General features: G+C 59.9%; 18 protein-coding genes and 1 tRNA gene. 8 read left to right on the top strand and 11 right to left on the bottom strand.

Annotated features, from left to right (window positions below; genetic code table 11):
• Nucleotides 1-27 precede the first annotated feature (27 nt).
• Nucleotides 28-489: a carboxypeptidase regulatory-like domain-containing protein gene (locus BK665_RS02070; protein ID WP_123402619.1), complete on the top strand. Its 462-nt coding sequence runs from the start codon at nucleotides 28-30 to the stop codon at nucleotides 487-489.
• A 62-nt stretch (nucleotides 490-551) separates the two neighbouring features.
• Here the strand turns inward: BK665_RS02070 and BK665_RS02065 are convergent, their stop codons facing one another.
• The 7 genes from BK665_RS02065 to BK665_RS02035 all read right to left on the bottom strand — a co-directional run bounded on the left by BK665_RS02065 (nucleotide 552) and on the right by BK665_RS02035 (nucleotide 5,794).
• The gene (locus BK665_RS02065; RefSeq protein ID WP_123402618.1) at nucleotides 552-887 is read right to left on the bottom strand and encodes a hypothetical protein; all 336 of its coding nucleotides are present in this window, start codon (nucleotides 885-887) and stop codon (nucleotides 552-554) included.
• 55 nt (nucleotides 888-942) lie between these two features.
• A complete protein-coding gene (locus BK665_RS02060) occupies nucleotides 943-1,401 on the bottom strand; it encodes a hypothetical protein (protein ID WP_123402617.1) in 459 nt (152 codons plus the stop codon).
• Nucleotides 1,402-1,569: 168 nt separating this feature from the next.
• Nucleotides 1,570-1,645: transfer RNA gene (locus tag BK665_RS02055), tRNA-Phe, on the bottom strand.
• 103 nt (nucleotides 1,646-1,748) lie between these two features.
• Complete coding sequence (locus BK665_RS02050) at nucleotides 1,749-2,021, bottom strand: oxidative damage protection protein (RefSeq protein ID WP_123402616.1); 273 nt, start codon at nucleotides 2,019-2,021, stop codon at nucleotides 1,749-1,751.
• The gene (mutY, locus tag BK665_RS02045) at nucleotides 2,018-3,085 is read right to left on the bottom strand and encodes an A/G-specific adenine glycosylase (RefSeq protein ID WP_123402615.1); all 1,068 of its coding nucleotides are present in this window, start codon (nucleotides 3,083-3,085) and stop codon (nucleotides 2,018-2,020) included. Before mutY ends, BK665_RS02050 begins: the two co-directional genes overlap by 4 nt.
• Nucleotides 3,082-5,313 carry an AsmA family protein gene (locus BK665_RS02040; RefSeq protein ID WP_123402614.1) on the bottom strand — a complete coding sequence of 744 codons (2,232 nt, stop codon included), beginning with the start codon at nucleotides 5,311-5,313 and terminating at the stop codon, nucleotides 3,082-3,084. Before BK665_RS02040 ends, mutY begins: the two co-directional genes overlap by 4 nt.
• A gap of 76 nt (nucleotides 5,314-5,389) precedes the next feature.
• Entirely contained in the window at nucleotides 5,390-5,794 is a 405-nt protein-coding gene (locus tag BK665_RS02035) for an acetyl-CoA sensor PanZ family protein (protein WP_123402613.1), read from the bottom strand.
• Between the two features lie 329 nt (nucleotides 5,795-6,123).
• On the opposite strand from BK665_RS02035, the gene BK665_RS02030 reads away from it, so the two are divergent.
• From BK665_RS02030 to BK665_RS02000, 7 genes are all read left to right on the top strand, one after another.
• Nucleotides 6,124-7,788, top strand: coding sequence for an OFA family MFS transporter (locus tag BK665_RS02030; protein WP_123402612.1), 1,665 nt, complete (start codon nucleotides 6,124-6,126; stop codon nucleotides 7,786-7,788).
• Nucleotides 7,789-8,081: 293 nt separating this feature from the next.
• The gene (gene hisB / locus BK665_RS02025) at nucleotides 8,082-8,675 is read left to right on the top strand and encodes an imidazoleglycerol-phosphate dehydratase HisB (RefSeq protein ID WP_003218037.1); all 594 of its coding nucleotides are present in this window, start codon (nucleotides 8,082-8,084) and stop codon (nucleotides 8,673-8,675) included.
• Complete coding sequence (hisH, locus tag BK665_RS02020; RefSeq protein WP_123402611.1) at nucleotides 8,675-9,313, top strand: imidazole glycerol phosphate synthase subunit HisH; 639 nt, start codon at nucleotides 8,675-8,677, stop codon at nucleotides 9,311-9,313. The genes hisB and hisH overlap by 1 nt, the downstream gene beginning before the upstream one ends.
• A complete protein-coding gene (locus tag BK665_RS02015; RefSeq protein WP_054616495.1) occupies nucleotides 9,314-9,574 on the top strand; it encodes a DUF2164 domain-containing protein in 261 nt (86 codons plus the stop codon). It abuts the gene before it with no gap.
• A gap of 42 nt (nucleotides 9,575-9,616) precedes the next feature.
• A complete protein-coding gene (gene hisA, locus BK665_RS02010) occupies nucleotides 9,617-10,366 on the top strand; it encodes a 1-(5-phosphoribosyl)-5-[(5-phosphoribosylamino)methylideneamino]imidazole-4-carboxamide isomerase (RefSeq protein WP_123402610.1) in 750 nt (249 codons plus the stop codon).
• Between the two features lie 93 nt (nucleotides 10,367-10,459).
• Complete coding sequence (gene hisF, locus BK665_RS02005; protein WP_007897430.1) at nucleotides 10,460-11,230, top strand: imidazole glycerol phosphate synthase subunit HisF; 771 nt, start codon at nucleotides 10,460-10,462, stop codon at nucleotides 11,228-11,230.
• 75 nt (nucleotides 11,231-11,305) lie between these two features.
• Nucleotides 11,306-12,061, top strand: a complete 756-nt coding sequence (locus tag BK665_RS02000; RefSeq protein WP_123402609.1) for a substrate-binding periplasmic protein — start codon at nucleotides 11,306-11,308, stop codon at nucleotides 12,059-12,061.
• Between the two features lie 128 nt (nucleotides 12,062-12,189).
• On the opposite strand, the gene BK665_RS01990 is transcribed toward BK665_RS02000, so the two are convergent.
• The 4 genes from BK665_RS01990 to gpmI form a co-directional block, all read right to left on the bottom strand.
• Complete coding sequence (locus tag BK665_RS01990) at nucleotides 12,190-12,966, bottom strand: divergent polysaccharide deacetylase family protein (RefSeq protein ID WP_123402607.1); 777 nt, start codon at nucleotides 12,964-12,966, stop codon at nucleotides 12,190-12,192.
• 1 nt (nucleotide 12,967) lies between these two features.
• A complete protein-coding gene (locus BK665_RS01985) occupies nucleotides 12,968-14,296 on the bottom strand; it encodes a S41 family peptidase (RefSeq protein ID WP_123402606.1) in 1,329 nt (442 codons plus the stop codon).
• A 31-nt stretch (nucleotides 14,297-14,327) separates the two neighbouring features.
• A complete protein-coding gene (locus BK665_RS01980) occupies nucleotides 14,328-15,623 on the bottom strand; it encodes a murein hydrolase activator EnvC family protein (protein ID WP_123402605.1) in 1,296 nt (431 codons plus the stop codon).
• Nucleotides 15,624-15,864: 241 nt separating this feature from the next.
• The gene (gpmI, locus tag BK665_RS01970; RefSeq protein ID WP_123402604.1) at nucleotides 15,865-17,394 is read right to left on the bottom strand and encodes a 2,3-bisphosphoglycerate-independent phosphoglycerate mutase; all 1,530 of its coding nucleotides are present in this window, start codon (nucleotides 17,392-17,394) and stop codon (nucleotides 15,865-15,867) included.
• Between the last annotated feature and the right edge of the window lie 413 nt (nucleotides 17,395-17,807).

Genomic DNA, 17,807 nt, shown 5'->3' with positions numbered 1-17,807 from the left:
GTTCTTCCGAACCCGGGAGTCGCCATCATGAAATACGTCCTTTCATTCATGTTGCCCATCGCCGCTGTTGGTGCGTTGATGTTTCCCGTCATGGCCCGTGCCACGCCGGCGGGTCCTGTAGACAGCACCGGAGTGCAGATCCAGCAGGAACAGCAGAATGGGATCAATTACCTGTCGGGAGGCATTGGCCTGGATGAGTCGCGGTTCATTCAACAAAACCATGGCTACAACTTGCGCATGAGTTTCTCCGTCGGCCCGGCGAATGAATACATTCCCTACGTGGATGTGGTCGTACAGAACGCACAAGGACACACCGTATTGACCCTGAACCAGGCCGGTCCTCTGGTCTACGTGCAACTGCCCGCCGGTCAATACACAGTGGTCACCACGCGCCATGGCCAGGAGCGGCGCAACACCGTGGACATCGGCAGCGGTCCTGCCCGTGAACTGAACCTGCACTGGAGCGGCGATCAGTACGTTGGCTCCTGACTGAAAAACGCACATACAAAAAAACCGCATGACGCGGTTTTTTTGTGTGGTTGGTGCGGGGCTTATTTTCGTCGCCGAGGCTTTTCGGGTGCTGCGTTGATCTTGCGAACCAGCCAAATCGTACCCACGCCCATCGCGGTCAATACGAAAACCCAAAAGGTATGGCCGATGATCGTGAACCAATAGTGACGCGGCCGCTGTGCAAAGCTGTAGACGTCATAGGACGCGCCGCGACTCATATTGCTGATCCGTCCCTCGATCAAGCCTTCAATGACCATGTAGCCAAGCAGGCACGCGGCAACGATCACCATGACGCTGACGAAGATCAGCAGCCATTCGGTGTGACCTGTCGGTGGCGGCGGGTGGGGCAGGGGGATGCGGGTTTTCTTCTGGCTCATGGTTTTCACGTTCCTTGTGACAACGCTTATCTGGCTTGCTCGTTAGCGAGCAGAGCTATTCTTCATCTTCAGAAAAACCTGCTGTGAACTCGGTAATCGCGTCAATCTTGGCCTGAGTAAAGTCCTTAATCACGTCAGGCCTCGTAAGCCACTCGAAGGTTTCGGCCTCCGTTGCACCATGGGCCCACTTGCGATAATCGACCACAATGCATCGACAGAGCACTGCCATTGCTTCTGAAGGGTCTTCCGATTCGGTGAGCTCTGATTCGAGTTTGTGATTAAGCGCAATCAAATCAGCGAGAGAAGTGTACAGAGCTACGAAAAATGCTTTACGGCTGCGTTTTTCTGCTTCCCGAAATTGAGCAAACAGTTGCTCGAACCACTGGATCGAGCCAATGTTTTCAGGACGACTATTAGGCCGTGCCGATAGGGGTATGCTGCGTTCCACGCGCTGTTGTTTGGCTTTTATTTTGGCGCGTTTTGATCGCTTTTGTAGTTTCGTCGGGGATGCCATTGGATTCAGTCCTCTTTGCAAAGGAAATCCTATTGATTAAAGCTCATAGCTACCGCCGTTAAGCCTTCCGTCTGTAAAAAACGTCGTAGAAGAAAGGCCGGCGTGGCGCTCGATCAAATCACAGGCATAAAAAAACCCTGAATCTTGCGATTCAGGGTTTTCGGTATTTGGTGCCCAGAGACGGAATCGAACCGCCGACACGGGGATTTTCAATCCCCTGCTCTACCGACTGAGCTATCTGGGCAACGGGGCGCATTAAACTGGTTTTTCAGGGGGTCGTCAAGAAAGTTTTCAAAAAAATTTTAATTATTACCGTCGCTTACGTTCCGACCCCCGATAAATCGGGATTATTCAGCCGGCGGAACGTAGCCTTCGGCCTGGGCGTATTCCTCGCCGGAAAAGAACTTGTCCATCTCGCCCTGAAGATATTTGCGGTCTTCGGCGTTCATCATGTTCAGGCGTTTTTCGTTGATCAGCAGGGTTTGGTGTTTCTGCCAGTCGGCCCAGGCCTTGGCCGAGACATGGTCAAAAATGTCCTGGCCTTTTGCACCAGGGAACGGGGCGCGCTCCAAGGCGGGCAATTTTTCTTTGTACTTGCGGCACATGATGGTGCGGGTCATGACGACTCTCCTGCGTTCAATACGGCGGCCGCGCGTTCGAGCAAGGTTTTGACCGGGGCGGCAAGGCCCAGGCGCGGCGGGGTGGCGAGGTTATACCAGAGCCAGTCGGCCTCGGCCACGTGATGGCCGGCCTCCTGGACCTGAACCAGCCAGGGTTCGATGGACAACTGAAAGTGACTGAAGGTGTGCACCAGGCTCGGCAGCGCTTGTTGGCTGCCCAGTTCCAGTGAGTGCTGGGTGGCGAGGTGTTGCAGGTCGTCGAGGTCGTCGAGCTCCGGCAAACTCCACAGACCGCCCCACAAACCCGTGGAAGGGCGACGGTAAAGCAGGATCGCGCCTTCGCCGTTGGCGAGGATCGGCATCAGCGTGCGCTTCTGGGGCAGGGCTTTGCGCGGCTTGGGGATCGGGTAGCGGGTTTCCAGGCCGAGCATGTGCGCTTCGCAGCCCTTCTCCAGCGGGCAGAGCAGGCAACTCGGTTTGCTGCGGGTGCAGAGCGTGGCGCCCAGATCCATCATCGCCTGGGTGTAGGCGTTGACCCGATCATGGGGCGTAAAGCGCTCAGCGTTGGCCCAGAGCTGTTTGGCCACCTTCGGCTCGCCCGGATAACCCTCTTGCGCGGTAAAGCGCGCCAGCACCCGTTTAACGTTGCCATCGAGGATCGGCGCCCGCAGGCCCATGCTCAGGCTGGCGATGGCGCCGGCCGTGGACAGACCGATGCCTGGCAACTCCATCAGTTTTTCCACATCCCGGGGAAACTCGCCGCCGTATTCAGCAACGACGATTTTCGCAGTCTTCTGCAAATTGCGCGCACGGGTGTAGTAGCCCAGGCCCGTCCACAGGTGCAGCACTTCGTCTTCCGGCGCGGCGGCCAGGGCTTCGACCGTCGGCAGCGAAGCCATGAACCGGTCGAAGTAATTCAGCACGGTGCTGACCTGGGTTTGCTGCAACATGATTTCCGAGACCCACACCCGATACGGGGTGATGCCCTGTTGCCAAGGCAAATCGTGGCGGCCATGGCGGTCGTACCAATCCAGCACCGCCGATGAAAACTGCTCGGCTCTCATCGCTTGAACAGCCCCTTCAACGCGTTTTTCAGCTCGGGGCTGACTTTGTCCCCGAGCTTCTCGTCGATTTTGTCACTGAGCTTTTCGCCCGCCAGTTTGGCGGCGACCTGGCCCATGCGCTCGTTATCCACGCGGCAAGCCTTGGCCCCGAGTTCCAGCGGGCCACGGCAGCGCAGCGGCCACTCGATGCCGACGAACTTCTCGCCAACCTGGCAGGCCGGATCAGGCATGGCGCTGGTGTCGCCTTCGACGATGATGCCGACGCGATAGTCCATGCCCAGGACACGCAGATCGACGTCGCCGTCACCATTGACGGTCATGCCGGGGATGCGCACTTTCATGTCCGGATTGCTCGCCACGCCGTTACGGAAGGTCAGGTTGCCCTTGAGCTCCTGGAATGGCGTGTCCTTGCCGCGCGGTTCGCCGCTGAGGGATTTGCGGTTCAGGGTGGCGATGCCTTTGCACAGTTGCTGCTCAAGGTTGGCGTTGAGCAACACGCCGTTGTTGATCACGAAACTGGCGTTGCCGTTGAGGGTTTCGATCAGCGCTTTCTGGCTGTTGCCGGTGCCGGTCAGTGCGCTGTTGAGCGTCACCAGACCCTTCACCGGCGGATTCTTGCCCTGGCTTTCGAGGATTTTTTCCACCGGCACCTTGGTGATGCGAGTCTGCATGCTCAGCGCTGGCACTTGCTGGCGCACATCCAGCGTGCCCTTGGCTTCGAAGTTGCCGTTGTACAGGTCGCCGCGCAGGTTCTCCAGGGTCAGTAGGCCGCCCTGGCCGGTGGCCTTGAGCGCCGCGTTCTGGATCGGCAGTTTGTCGAGGGTCAGTTGGCCGAAGGTCAGGTCCGCATCCACGTCGAGTTTGGCCAGGCGTTCCACTGGCAACAGGCGTTCGCTGCTCCACGCGCCTTTGGTCGGTGACTCCGGCAACGGCGTGCTGCCCGCGCCGGCCATGGCATCGGCTTCGGTGCTGGCCACTTCGGCCTGACGCACTTGCGTGGCGCTGTTGGCTTCGGCGGATTTTGGCGGCAGGTAACGGTCGACGTTGAAGGTGTCAGCCTTGAGGATCGCCCGCAGGGATTGTTTGGCGAAGTCCTCGACGGCGATACGGCCGCTGAAGGTGCTGTCGTCGACTTTCAGGTTGATGTTGTCGAGGGACAGGCTGGTAGGCGTCCCGGCGAGACGGCTGACCAGCTCGACTTTACTCAGGCTGCCCTCGGCCATGGCCGGGAGTTTCTGGCCGATGCTGTCGACGAACTTGGCCAAATCAAACTGGGCAATCGACAGCCCGCCGTTGATCTGTGGCGTCTTGTCGAGGTCGTTGACCTTCAATTCACCCAAGGCGCGCAACTGGTTGGCGGAGATCTTGATGCCGGTCCATTCGGCGACGTTGGCCGCCTTGTCCAGCAGCAACTGGCCCTGAGCGGCGAAGGTCATGGCCTTGCCTTGCAACGGATCGCCGGTCACTTCGCCCGACAGTTTCATGTCTTCGAACTGGTAGCGCTGGAGGGCGCGGGCAATGCGTAACTCGCCGTTCAGTTCGGTGCGCACTCGCAGCGCCGGTTGGTTGGCGGACAGAAACGCGGTGAGTTTGAGCGGAATATTGGTCGAGTCGTGGACCGCGCCGGTGCTCATCTGGATGCTTTCGGCGCTGTAGATCTTGCCGGTTTTTTCATCGTTGTATTCAACCCGTGCGTTGTTCACGGTCAGGCTGTCGATGTCGAGGCGGATCGGTTGTGGCGGTTTTTCCGTGACTACGGGGGCTTGCGGGGCAGGCTCTCCAGCGGGAACGGCGGGCGGGGTGTCGCCAGCGTTGGCCGGGGCCGGGATCTTGCCGATGTCTTCCCAGTTGCCGTGGCCATCCTTGTCGCGGTTCAGGCGCAGGTTCAGGCCTTCGACGCGCACGTCGCTCATCTGCACTTCACGGCGCAACAGCGGCAGTACGCGAACTGACAGGCCGAGCATCTGCAAGTCGGCAAACGGTTCGGTGGGTTTGACCAGGGTCGCGACACTGGCTTCGTGCAATTCCAGGCCCAGCCACGGGAACAGGCTCCAACCGATGTCGCCATTGAGCGTCAGCTCGATGTGGGCCTTGTCGCGGGCAATCTGGCGAATCTCGTCTTTATAGTCGTTGGGATCGAAGAGGTGGGTCAGGGCAAAGCCCAGCGCCACAATGATCAGCAACAGCCCGAGAAGTACCAGACCCAGGATTTTGCCGAACGCTTTCATGGGCGAGTCCTTGTAGTTAGTCGAATTCGAAATTTAGCCGGGGAGTATAGCGCTCCGAAACTGACGACCGGTCAGTTCATATGGGCAGTACATCCAGAGGCACGTTCAGTTTGGCTGCCAATGCCTGGGCTTCCAGGTGCCCGGCGGGTGCCAGCAGGCGCAATGTGGCGCCCGACTGCGACGCCATTTTTTGCGCTTCGTTCACCAGACGCTCCGCGACCCCACGGCGACGGGTAACTTTTCGCACGCAAATTTGGGACAAATGCCAGACGTCCTGTTGGCGTTGCAGACGCGCCGCGCCCAGCAGCCGATCATTGAAACGTCCGGCAATCATTGAGCCGTCCCGCAGGCAGCCTTCGATCAACTGCACCTCACCGGCAAACGGTGCAAACAGCCAGTCCGGGGCGTCGCGGTAGATTTTCTGCAGGTCTTGCTGATCCTGATAAGTGGCTTCATTCAGCGGCTCGACTATGATCGGCATGGCGGCTCCTGTCAGATGGGTACAGATTTCGACCTGTAGGAGCTGCCGAAGGCTGCGATCTTTTGATTTTTTTAACGGATGAAAAGATCAAAAGATCGCAGCCTTCGGCAGCTCCTACAGGGAAAGAGATCGGATGACATACAAAAGGTGATATCAGTTTGGTTTTTCTGTCACGAGCAAATGGTAACCTCTCCACGTTCGTCCGTCCTTCTGCGACGTAACGTCGCGCCCAAATGGAGCTTCACCCAAGAAAAAGTCATGCCTGCGTGCATATAAGGCTGAGGGTGAGGAGTGGCTGGCGAACCATACTAATAATTGGGGGATACACAATGAGCACGAGCATCACGGCGGACGGCGTCATAGCCGGCCAGCCCGCGTTCCTGTCCAAGGAACGCATCATCGCCAAGCCCGGTTTCAACCGTTGGCTGGTTCCACCGGCCGCGTTGGCCATCCACCTGTGCATCGGCATGGCCTACGGCTTTTCGGTGTTCTGGTTGCCACTGTCCAAGGCTCTGGGCGTCACCGCTCCGGTCGCCTGCGCGCCGGACATGAGTTTCATCTCGCAAATCTTCTCGTCCCAATGCGACTGGCCGATCTCGATGCTCGGCTGGATCTACACCCTGTTCTTCATCTTCCTCGGCTGCTCCGCAGCGATCTGGGGTGGCTGGCTGGAACACGCCGGGCCACGCAAGGCCGGTGTTGTATCGGCGCTGTGCTGGTGCGGTGGCCTGCTGATTTCGGCGCTGGGGATTTATACCCACCAAATTTGGCTGATGTGGATCGGCTCCGGGGTCATTGGCGGTATCGGCCTGGGCCTGGGTTACATCTCGCCAGTCTCGACCCTGATCAAGTGGTTCCCGGACAAGCGCGGCATGGCCACGGGCATGGCGATCATGGGTTTCGGTGGTGGCGCGATGGTCGGCGCTCCGCTGGCCGCAGCCTTGATGAGCCACTTCGCTTCGCCAACCGGCGTGGGCGTATGGCAGAGCTTCCTGGTGATGGCCGCGATCTACTTCGTGTTCATGATCGGTGGCGCACTGTCCTACCGCGTTCCGCCAACCGGCTGGAAGCCTGAAGGCTGGACCGCTCCGGCGAAGAAAGTCGCGAACGCGATGATCACCCACCGCCACGTTCACGTGAACGTCGCGTGGAAAACCCCGCAATTCCGTCTGGTTTGGCTGGTGCTGTGCCTGAACGTATCCGCCGGTATCGGCATCCTCGGCATGGCTTCGCCCCTGTTGCAGGAAGTGTTCGGCGGTAAATTGATCGGTGTCGACCTGCCATTCGGCAAGCTGGACGCCGGGCAACTGGCCTCGATCGCAGCGATTGCCGCCGGTTTCACCGGTTTGCTGAGCCTGTTCAACATTGGTGGCCGGTTCTTCTGGGCGTCGTTCTCCGATTACCTGGGTCGTAAAAACACCTATTTCGTGTTCTTCGCTCTGGGCTTTGCTCTGTACGCGTTGATCCCGAACCTGGGTCACCTGGGCAACGTTGCGCTGTTCGTGGCGGCGTTCTGCATCATCCTGTCGATGTACGGCGGTGGTTTTGCGACGGTTCCGGCTTACCTGGCTGACCTGTTTGGTACGCAAATGGTCGGCGCGATCCACGGTCGTCTGCTGACGGCGTGGGCGGCGGCGGGCGTGTTGGGTCCGGTGTTGGTGAACTACCTGCGTGAGTATCAGCTGAGCATCGGCGTTGAACGTGCCGCGGCTTACGACATCACGCTGTACATCCTTGCCGGTCTGCTGGTGCTGGGTTTCATCTGCAACCTGCTGGTGCGTCCGGTGGCCGACAAGTACTTCATGACCGACGCTGAACTGGCTGCCGAACAGGCGCTGGGCCACGACAAGGGTGCTGACAGCAGCACCGTGCTGGAGTGGAAAGCAGCGCCGGGCAGCAAGCCGTTGGCGATTGCGGCGTGGCTGGTGGTGGGGATTCCGTTGGCATGGGGTGTTTGGGTGACCCTGCAAAAGACGGCGGTTCTGTTCCACTAAGGTGTTCATGGGCTGACAACATCCAGCCCTGAATAAACACCGACCCTGTGGGAGCGGGCTTGCTCGCGAAGAGGGAGTGTCAGTCGACATAAATGTTGGCTGATACTCCGCATTCGCGAGCAAGCCCGCTCCCACATTTCGTTTTGTGTTGCCTCAAATGGCTTGTATGGACATGTCTACCCGCGACAGCCGGGCGTTCTATCCGTCAGCCATATCACCTCTCGTGTTTCTGTTTCGGCCCCGCGCCCCTATAATGGCTGCCTTTTTCGCCCAATGATTTTGCGGAGCTGGTGATGGCCGAACGTAAGGCGTCTGTCGAGCGCGACACTCTGGAAACCCAGATCAAAGCCTCGATCAACCTGGATGGCACCGGAAAGGCCCGATTTGATATCGGTGTTCCTTTTCTTGAGCACATGCTGGACCAGATCGCCCGTCACGGGCTGATCGACCTGGATATTGTCAGCAAGGGCGACCTGCATATCGACGACCACCACACCGTGGAAGACGTTGGTATCACCCTGGGTCAGGCCTTTGCCAAAGCCATCGGCGACAAGAAAGGCATCCGTCGTTACGGCCATGCCTACGTGCCGCTCGATGAAGCACTGTCGCGCGTGGTGATCGACTTCTCCGGCCGTCCTGGCCTGCAGATGCACGTTCCCTATACCCGCGCCACCGTGGGCGGCTTCGACGTTGATCTGTTCCAGGAATTCTTCCAGGGCTTCGTCAATCACGCCCTCGTCAGCCTGCACATCGACAACCTGCGTGGCACCAACACCCACCACCAGATCGAAACCGTGTTCAAGGCGTTCGGCCGTGCATTGCGCATGGCGGTAGAGCTGGATGACCGCATGGCCGGGCAAATGCCGTCGACCAAAGGCGTTCTGTAATGCAGACGGTCGCGGTTATCGATTACGGCATGGGCAACCTGCACTCGGTGGCCAAAGCCCTCGAGCACGTCGGTGCCGGCAAGGTCTTGATCACCAGCGATGCCAGCGTGATTCGCGAAGCCGATCGGGTGGTTTTTCCCGGTGTCGGTGCGATTCGCGATTGCATGGCGGAGATCCGTCGCCTGGGTTTCGATTCGCTGGTGCGTGAAGTCAGCCAGGACCGTCCGTTCCTCGGCATTTGCGTCGGCATGCAAGCCTTGCTCGACAGCAGTGAAGAGAACGATGGCGTGGACTGCATCGGCCTGTTCCCCGGCGCGGTGAAGTTCTTCGGCAAAGACCTGCATGAAGACGGCGAACACCTGAAAGTCCCGCACATGGGCTGGAACGAAGTGAAGCAGACGGTGACTCACCCGCTGTGGCACAACATCCCGGACCTGGCGCGTTTCTACTTCGTGCACAGCTACTACATCGCTGCCGGCAATGCGCGGCAAGTGGTGGGTGGCGGTCACTACGGTGTCGATTTCGCTGCCGCGCTGGCCGATGGCTCGCGTTTCGCCGTGCAGTTCCACCCGGAGAAGAGCCATACCCATGGCCTGCAATTGCTGCAGAACTTCGCCGCGTGGGATGGTCGCTGGTAAATGGCCGTCAAGAAATCCAAACCGCCGATCCTGACCCTCACTCCCGAACAGGAGAACGAGGCCAATCACAAGATCAAGCGGTTTATGGAAGATCGTTTCGAACTGGACCTGGGTTCGTTCGAAGCGGCGGAAATCCTTGAGCTGTTTACCCGCGAAATTGCGCCGCACTATTACAACAGAGCGATTTTCGATGTGCAGACGCACCTTAAAGAAAGGTTCGAAAGCATCGAAAGCGACCTGTGGGCGCTCGAGAAAAACTGATTTCCGAGCGAAGCTGAACAATCGAATTTGAAGGTTTGCCAGATGCTGATTATTCCCGCTATCGATCTCAAGGACGGTGCCTGTGTTCGTCTGCGCCAGGGCCGCATGGAAGATTCCACGGTGTTCTCCGATGACCCGGTGAGCATGGCTGCCAAGTGGGTGGAGGGCGGTTGCCGTCGTCTGCATCTGGTCGACCTGAACGGCGCGTTCGAAGGCCAGCCAGTCAACGGCGAAGTGGTCACCGCCATCGCCAAGCGCTACCCGAACCTGCCGATCCAGATCGGCGGCGGTATCCGCTCCCTGGAAACCATCGAGCACTACGTGAAAGCGGGCGTGAGCTACGTGATCATCGGCACCAAAGCCGTGAAAGACCCGGCCTTCGTGGCTGAAGCTTGCCGCGCATTCCCGGGCAAAGTGATTGTCGGCCTCGATGCCAAAGACGGTTTCGTCGCCACCGATGGCTGGGCTGAAATCAGCACCATTCAGGTGATCGAACTGGCCAAGCAATTCGAAGCCGACGGCGTCTCCGCGATCGTTTATACCGACATCGCCAAAGACGGCATGATGCAGGGCTGCAACGTCCCGTTCACCGCCGCGCTGGCCGCTGCCACGCGCATTCCAGTGATCGCTTCGGGCGGTATTCACAACCTCGGTGACATCAAGTCGCTGCTCGACGCCAAGGCGCCGGGCATCATCGGCGCCATCACAGGCCGCGCGATTTATGAGGGCACGCTAGATGTTGCAGAAGCCCAAGCCTTTTGTGATGGCTACGCGGCCAGCTCCAAGCTCTAAGCGGCAAGCTACAAGTTAACAGCGCGACCGCGATCCGCTCTTACTTGCAGCTTGAGGCTTGAAGCTTGCAACTCTTAATCGGAGATTAAGCCCATGGCGTTAGCCAAACGCATCATCCCTTGCCTGGACGTGGACAACGGCCGGGTCGTCAAAGGTGTGAAGTTCGAAAACATCCGCGACGCCGGTGACCCGGTGGAAATCGCCCGTCGCTACGACGAGCAAGGCGCCGACGAGATTACCTTCCTCGACATCACCGCCAGCGTCGATGGTCGCGACACCACGCTGCATACCGTCGAGCGCATGGCCAGCCAGGTGTTTATCCCGCTGACCGTGGGCGGTGGCGTGCGCACCGTGCAGGACATCCGCAACTTGCTGAATGCCGGCGCGGACAAGGTCTCGATCAACACCGCCGCCGTGTTCAACCCGGAATTCGTCGGCGAAGCGGCGCAGCATTTCGGCTCGCAATGCATCGTCGTCGCTATCGACGCGAAGAAGGTCTCCGGTCCGGGCGAAACCCCGCGCTGGGAAATCTTCACCCACGGCGGGCGCAAACCGACCGGTCTCGACGCCGTTGAATGGGCGAAGAAGATGGAAGGCCTGGGCGCCGGTGAAATCCTCCTGACCAGCATGGACCAGGACGGCATGAAAAACGGCTTCGATCTGGGCGTCACCCGCGCCATCAGCGATGCGCTGGGCATTCCGGTGATCGCCTCGGGCGGTGTCGGCAACCTGCAACATCTGGCTGACGGCATTCTCGAAGGCCACGCCAGCGCGGTGCTGGCGGCGAGTATTTTTCACTTCGGCGAATACACCGTGCAGGAAGCCAAGGCCTACATGGCCCATCGCGGCATCGTGATGCGCTAAAACCGATACAGGCCAGTGGACAGCATGGCGGGCTCAAGGCACTCTTGGGCACGCCATGGATTCCGGTAGCCCGACATGCTCAAACGTCTATTTCTTGTCCTCGTCAGCGCCTCCGTGCTGCTCATCAACGCAGCCCGCGCCGAAGAAAGTCCAGCCACCGACCTGGTGCTGCTGACGGAAAACTTCCCGCCCTACAACATGGCGAAGAACGGCAAAAACTTCGCTCAGGACGAGAACATCAATGGCATCGCCGTGGACATCGTCCGCGAGATGTTCAAACGCGCCAACGTCACCTACAGCCTGACCCTGCGTTTTCCCTGGGAGCGAATCTACAAGATTGCCCTGGAAAAACCCGGTTACGGTGTGTTCGTGATGGCGCGGTTGCCGGATCGCGAGAAGCTCTTCAAATGGGTCGGCCCCATCGGCCCGGATGACTGGATCATGTTGGCCAAGGCCGACAGCAAAATCACCCTTGAGACCCTGGAACAGGCGCGCAAATACAAGATTGGCGCCTACAAGGGCGACGCGATTGCCGAGACCCTGGCCAAGCAAGGGTTGAAACCGATTGTGGTGCTGCGCGATCAGGACAATGCCAAGAAGCTGGTCAGCGGGCAGATTGACCTGTGGGCCACCGGCGACCCGGCGGGGCGTTATCTGGCGCGCCAGGACGGCGTGACCGGGCTCAAGACCGTGCTGCGCTTCAACAGCGCCGAGCTGTACCTGGCGCTGAATAAGGAAGTGCCGGATGAGATCGTCGCCAAGCTACAGGCGGCGCTGGATCAGATGCGCAAGGACGGCGTGGTGGACGAGATCATGGCGCGATACCTCTGACACCACGCTATTCAAATGTGGGAGCGGGCTTGCTCGCGAATGCGGTGTGTCAGCCAACATTCATGTCGACTGACACTCCCTCTTCGCGAGCAAGCCCGCTCCCACAGTAGTTTTTGTGGTGTGGCTGATTACCGGTACACACCATCCTTCCCATGCGCAGCCGTCGCCCGATTGCTGCGCACGCTGATCATCATTTTGATGTCGATCCAGTCGATGCCCTGAGCCTTCAACTTCGGCAACTCACGCTCCAGCACCGCCAGTGTTTGCGGATACGGATGCCCGATCATCACCGCCGAACCCTGCTTGTGCGCCAGGTTTATCGCTGTCTGCAACTGCGTGAAGATCGCGGCTTCCGTGCGCTCGTCATCCAGAAACACATCCCGTGAAACGCTCGCCAACCCGATCTTCTGCGCCTCAGCCGCCCCGACGGTTTGCGCGCTGGTGCGGCTGTCGACGAAGAACTTGTGCCGACGCTGCAAGTCCGCCATCAGCCACGCCATGGCCGGTTGTTGTGCGGTCATGCGGCTGCCCATGTGGTTGTTGATGCCGGCGGTGTAAGGCACAGCCTTGAACGCGGCGTCGAGGCGTTTTTGCAGCTCTTCGATGGGCAGGTCGGGGTGCCAGGCGAACGGGCCGGTGGCCGGGTCCATGGGCATGTGCAGGATGACGATTTTGCCGGCGCGATGGGCTTCGCGGGCGAATTCGGCGGCGTGGGGTGTGTCGGGCATGATCGCCGTCGTCACCGGGCCGGGCAGGGCGAGCACGCGACGATCCCGGGGCAGGTTCTGCCCCAGGTCATCGATGATCAGTGTCAGGTAAGCCTTGTGTGGCGTCGGCTTGGCGGGTTCTGCGTGAGCAGCGCCCGCCAGGCAACACAACAAACCGAGGATGAACCGCAGGCGCATCTCAGCGACCGGAGGTGATGCTCAGCCCTTTGAGCAGGCTCAGGGCCTGGGCCAGTTGGTAGTCGTCATCCTGCGGCATCGCTTTGGCTTTGCTGCTGGACGTCGGCTTGTCGGCGCCGCCGTTGCCATTGCCCAGGTGACCTTGCAGATCGGCTTCCTTGAAGTATTCGCCGTCCTGCTCGTTGGTGATCTTGGCCTTGCGCACTTCGATGTCCGGCACGATGCCCTGGGCCTGGATCGAGCGCCCGTTCGGCGTGAAGTACAGCGCGGTGGTGATCTTCAGGGCGCGGTCGTTGTTCAGCGGCAGCACGGTTTGTACCGAGCCCTTGCCGAAACTGGTGGTGCCCATCAGCACGGCGCGTTTCTGATCCTGCAACGCACCGGCGACGATTTCCGAGGCCGAGGCGCTGCCGCCGTTGATCAGCACGACCATCGGCACCGCTTCGCTTTCGTCTTTGCCGGTGGCGGAGAAGCGTAGTTCGGAGTTGGCGATGCGACCCTTGGTGTAGACGATCAGGCCCTTGGTGATGAAGTGGTCGACCACTTCCACCGCCGCTTGCAGCACGCCGCCCGGGTTGTTCCGCAGGTCGAGGATGATGCCGTTGAGCTTCTTGCCGTTGTCCTTGCGCAACTTGGCCAGGGCCTTGGAAACCTCTTCGCCGGTCTTGACCTGGAACTGGGTGATGCGGATGTAGCCGTAGCCGGACTCCAGCAGTTGCGCCTTGACGCTCTTCACCTGGATGGTGGCGCGGGTCAGGGTCACGTCGAACGGCGTGCCGCCATCGCGCACCAGGGTCAGGGTGATCTTCTGGCCGATCTTGCCGCGCATCTTGTCCACGGCTTCGGTCATGGTCTGGCCGCGAGTAGGCGCGCCGTTGATCTTGACGATGAAGTCGCCGGCCTGGATGCCAGCCTTGGAGGCCGGGGTGTCGTCGATGGGCGACACCACTTTGATGAAGCCGTCTTCGGCGCCGACTTCGATGCCCAGGCCGCCGAATTCACCGCTGGTGCTTTCCTGCAATTCAGCGAAGTCTTCCGGGCCCAGGTAGGCGGAGTGCGGGTCAAGGTTGCTGAGCATGCCCTTGATGGCATTTTCCAGCAGGGTCTTGTCGTCTACCGGCTCGACATAGGCTGCCTTGATCCGGTCCATAACCTCGGCAAAGGTGCGCAACTCTTCCAGGGGCAGTGGCGCCTTGGTGGTTGCAGCGGTGCCCGCAGGTGCAGGTGCTGGCGCAGCCGCCGGAGCAGGTTGAGCGGCAAACGCCAGCGGCGCGCCGATCACCAGGGCGATCGTCAGGGCCAGCGAGGTAAGGCGGGACAAATGCAGCATGTCGAACGAACTCCTGAATTAGATGCAGTGCTTATCCTTGCGCACGACACCATTGCGCTGGATCACTCGGGTGACCCTGCTGACGAATTGCGAAATACAGCGCTGGTGTGTCCTGCCCGCCACTGTTACCGACAGTGGAGATGGACTCACCGGCTTTAACCACATCACCCGCAGACTTGAGCAGCGTCTGGTTGTGACCATAAAGACTCAAGAAACCGTTGCCGTGGTCCAGAATCACCAGCAGCCCCGCGCCGCGCAACCAATCGGCGAACACCACGCGCCCGCCATGAACGGCATGCACCTGGCTGCCGGCGGAGGCGCTGATCATCACGCCGTCCCACTTGGTCCGGGCATCGTCGCCGCGGCTTTCGCCGAAGCGCGCCAACAGTCGACCATCAACCGGCCATGGAAGTTTGCCGCGGGCTGAAGCAAATGCGCCGCCGAAGGTCTCGCCTGAACTGGAAACCAGTGCGCCAGGTGTCGATTTAGGCGGTTTGCGTGGGGCATCAGTATTGGCGTCGGCCTGTTCCTGAGCCTCACGTAAACGCTTTTTTTCGGCTTCCTGCTGGGCGATCAGCGCTTTTTGCCGCGCTTCTTCCGCCTCACGGGCCTGACGGGCCAGGGTTTCTTCAATAGTTTTAAGGACTTTAGACAGGTCTGCCTGATCCTGCTCGCGGGTGGCGAGCTTCTGATCGCGAGCCTTTACGTCGTCGTTGAGCTTGGCCAGGACTTTCTGGCGCTCCTGACGGACCTTGTCGAGTTCGTCACGCTGGCTGTCGAGACTGCTTTTCTGTACCAGCAACTGCGCCTGCTGCATGGAAATGTCTTTTTCGACGTTGGCCAGTTGGCGCAGGGTTTCGTTGAAATTCTTCAACTGCTCCAGGCGGGCCTGGCTCAGGTAGTCGTAATAGGTGAGGGTGCGGGCGAATTTTTCCGGGTTTTGCTGGTTGAGCAGCAGCTTGAGGTACTCCTGACGGCCATTCTGATAGGCCGCACGGGCCTGGATGGCGATCAGTCGTTGCTGTTCAATGCGCGCGCTCTGGAGTTTTTTTTTCTCACCATCGAGTCGCTGCAGCTCGGATTCGCTTTTCTTCAGCTCTTTTTGCAGGGCATCGACCTGCTTCTCGAGCTTGCCCATCTCGGTTTCGGTGCCCTTGAGGTCCTTTTGCACACCGGATTTTTCTTCCTGCAGCTTGCCCAGCAGTTTCTTCAGCTCGGCAATGTCCTGACGCGTGGCGTCCAACTGTTGTTGGGTTTGCGCGCGCTCGTCAGCAAAGGCCGGTTGGAGCAGGCAAGTCAGAGCGAGGGCTATCAGGACGCGAAGCATAGAGGCGGGTGATACCAGGGAAAGGGACGGCCTAGTATGCCCGCCAAGCGCCGCAAAAAAAATGCCCATTTCGGGCTGTGTGATAACTGGAGCAAGTTCGGCAGCAAAAACACCGCAAAACCAATGTGGGAGCGGGCTTGCTCGCGAAAGCGGTGGGTCATTCAACATTGATGTCGATTGACCTATCGCCTTCGCGAGCAAGCCCGCTCCCACAGGGTTTAGCGGTGTTTGAAAGAGCCGATCAGACCAGAATCGAAGTCCCGGTCATTTCTTTCGGTATTTCCAGGCCCATCAACATCAGCATGGTCGGTGCCACGTCCGCCAGGACGCCGCCATGGCGGACCTTGAAGTCACGCTTGCCGACGTAAATGAACGGCACCGGCTCGGTGGTGTGGGCGGTGTGGGCCTGGTGGGTTTCTTCGTCGGACATTTTCTCGCAGTTGCCGTGGTCGGCGGTAATCAGCGCTTCGCCGCCGACTTTTTCCAGGGCATCGACGATGCGGCCGACGCACAGGTCCAGGCATTCCACGGCTTTCACCGCCGCTTCAAGGTTGCCGCTGTGGCCAACCATGTCGCCGTTGGCGTAGTTGACGACGATCACGTCATAACGCTGGTTGTCGATGGCGTCGACGATGCGGTCGGTGACTTCCGGCGCACTCATCTCCGGCTGCAAGTCGTAGGTGGCGACTTTTGGCGACGGGATCAGGATGCGCTCTTCGCCCGGGAACGGTTCTTCGCGCCCGCCGGAGAAGAAGAAGGTCACGTGGGCATATTTCTCGGTTTCGGCGATGCGCAGTTGGGTTTTGCCGTTCTTCGCCAGGTAATCGCCCAGCACGTTTTCCAGGCTGCCAGCGGCGAAGGCCGACGGCGCGGGAATGCTGGCGGCGTATTGGGTCAACATCACGAAACCGGCCAGTTTCGGCTGGCGTGCGCGTTCGAATTCCTTGAAACCGTCTTCGACGAACACGCGGGTCAGTTCGCGGGCGCGGTCGGCGCGGAAGTTCATGAACACCACGGCGTCGCCGTCTTCGACTTTCACTGGCTCGCCGATGGAAGTGGCTTTGACGAATTCGTCGCTCTCGCCACGCTCGTAAGCGGCTTGCAGACCTTCCTGGGCGGTGGCGGCGTTGAATTCGCCCTTGCCGTCGACAATCAGGTTGTAAGCCTGGGCCACGCGGTCCCAACGATTGTCGCGGTCCATGGCGAAGTAGCGGCCGACAATGCTGGCGATCCGGCCTTTGCCCAAGGCCTGGAAGGTCGCATCGAGCAGTTCAATGGACGACTGGGCGCTTTTCGGCGGCGTGTCGCGACCGTCGAGGAAGGCGTGCAGGTAGATTTTCTCGGCGCCGCGCTTGAAGGCCAATTCGGCCATGGCGACCAGGTGATCCTGGTGGCTGTGCACGCCGCCGTCGGACAGCAGGCCCATGAAATGCACGGCTTTGCCGGCAGCGACCGCTTTATCCACGGCAGCGCAGATGGTCGGGTTCTCGAAGAACTCGCCGTCGCGGATCGATTTGGTCACCCGGGTGAAGTCCTGATACACCACGCGGCCGGCGCCGAGGTTCATGTGGCCGACTTCGGAGTTGCCCATCTGGCCGTCTGGCAGGCCGACATCCATGCCGCTGCCCGAGATCAGACCGTTCGGCACGGTGGCCGACAGACGGTCCAGTACGGGCTTCTTGGCCGAGTACACGGCGTTGGCTTCGTGGCTCTCACTGTGACCGAAGCCATCGAGAATAATCAGGACCAAAGGTTTAGGCGTGGTAGTCATGGATTCCACTCGTGGCTGAGTTAAAAAGAGGGCGATGGAAAAGGGAGTGGCAAGTTTAGGACGTGTTGACCCTCAATTGCGAGTCGCGTTTGCCCTGTGAGCGTGCCAGGCAAGGCGCGGGACGTGGGTAAGGGTCGTTTCCTTGCCGAGTCCCGCAACGCAGCATGGCGCGCTCACAGGGCAAACCCGGAGGGCCACGCCCCGTAAAGCGCAATCCGTCGTTATTCGTCGCTCATTTGAAACGCCAAACCTCACTCCTCATGCCTAGTCTTGCGATTTACGGGGCGCGGCGCGACTCGCAATTGAGGGTCAACACGTCCTACAGCGAAGTTCCGACCGCGTCACCGCCGGACGGGGTTTGGCCCACCATATGGGCTGTGTATACTGGCCCACTTTTCACGCCCTGGAACCAC

The organism is Pseudomonas frederiksbergensis (assembly GCF_003732665.1).
GTDB lineage: Bacteria > Pseudomonadota > Gammaproteobacteria > Pseudomonadales > Pseudomonadaceae > Aquipseudomonas > Aquipseudomonas frederiksbergensis_G.
The sequence above is the reverse complement of the archived record's forward strand: the minus strand, read 5'-3'. Positions and strand labels throughout refer to the sequence as shown.

Bases quoted from the DNA above. Each gene is read 5' to 3' on its own strand.
- BK665_RS02070 (WP_123402619.1), top strand. From the start codon at position 28: ATGAAATACGTCCTTTCATTCATGTTGCCCATCGCCGCTGTTGGTGCG.
- BK665_RS02065 (WP_123402618.1), bottom strand. From the start codon at position 887: ATGAGCCAGAAGAAAACCCGCATCCCCCTGCCCCACCCGCCGCCACCG.
- BK665_RS02060 (WP_123402617.1), bottom strand. From the start codon at position 1,401: ATGGCATCCCCGACGAAACTACAAAAGCGATCAAAACGCGCCAAAATA.
- BK665_RS02050 (WP_123402616.1), bottom strand. From the start codon at position 2,021: ATGACCCGCACCATCATGTGCCGCAAGTACAAAGAAAAATTGCCCGCC.
- mutY (WP_123402615.1), bottom strand. From the start codon at position 3,085: ATGAGAGCCGAGCAGTTTTCATCGGCGGTGCTGGATTGGTACGACCGC.
- BK665_RS02040 (WP_123402614.1), bottom strand. From the start codon at position 5,313: ATGAAAGCGTTCGGCAAAATCCTGGGTCTGGTACTTCTCGGGCTGTTG.
- BK665_RS02035 (WP_123402613.1), bottom strand. From the start codon at position 5,794: ATGCCGATCATAGTCGAGCCGCTGAATGAAGCCACTTATCAGGATCAG.
- BK665_RS02030 (WP_123402612.1), top strand. From the start codon at position 6,124: ATGAGCACGAGCATCACGGCGGACGGCGTCATAGCCGGCCAGCCCGCG.
- hisB (WP_003218037.1), top strand. From the start codon at position 8,082: ATGGCCGAACGTAAGGCGTCTGTCGAGCGCGACACTCTGGAAACCCAG.
- hisH (WP_123402611.1), top strand. From the start codon at position 8,675: ATGCAGACGGTCGCGGTTATCGATTACGGCATGGGCAACCTGCACTCG.
- BK665_RS02015 (WP_054616495.1), top strand. From the start codon at position 9,314: ATGGCCGTCAAGAAATCCAAACCGCCGATCCTGACCCTCACTCCCGAA.
- hisA (WP_123402610.1), top strand. From the start codon at position 9,617: ATGCTGATTATTCCCGCTATCGATCTCAAGGACGGTGCCTGTGTTCGT.
- hisF (WP_007897430.1), top strand. From the start codon at position 10,460: ATGGCGTTAGCCAAACGCATCATCCCTTGCCTGGACGTGGACAACGGC.
- BK665_RS02000 (WP_123402609.1), top strand. From the start codon at position 11,306: ATGCTCAAACGTCTATTTCTTGTCCTCGTCAGCGCCTCCGTGCTGCTC.
- BK665_RS01990 (WP_123402607.1), bottom strand. From the start codon at position 12,966: ATGCGCCTGCGGTTCATCCTCGGTTTGTTGTGTTGCCTGGCGGGCGCT.
- BK665_RS01985 (WP_123402606.1), bottom strand. From the start codon at position 14,296: ATGCTGCATTTGTCCCGCCTTACCTCGCTGGCCCTGACGATCGCCCTG.
- BK665_RS01980 (WP_123402605.1), bottom strand. From the start codon at position 15,623: ATGCTTCGCGTCCTGATAGCCCTCGCTCTGACTTGCCTGCTCCAACCG.
- gpmI (WP_123402604.1), bottom strand. From the start codon at position 17,394: ATGACTACCACGCCTAAACCTTTGGTCCTGATTATTCTCGATGGCTTC.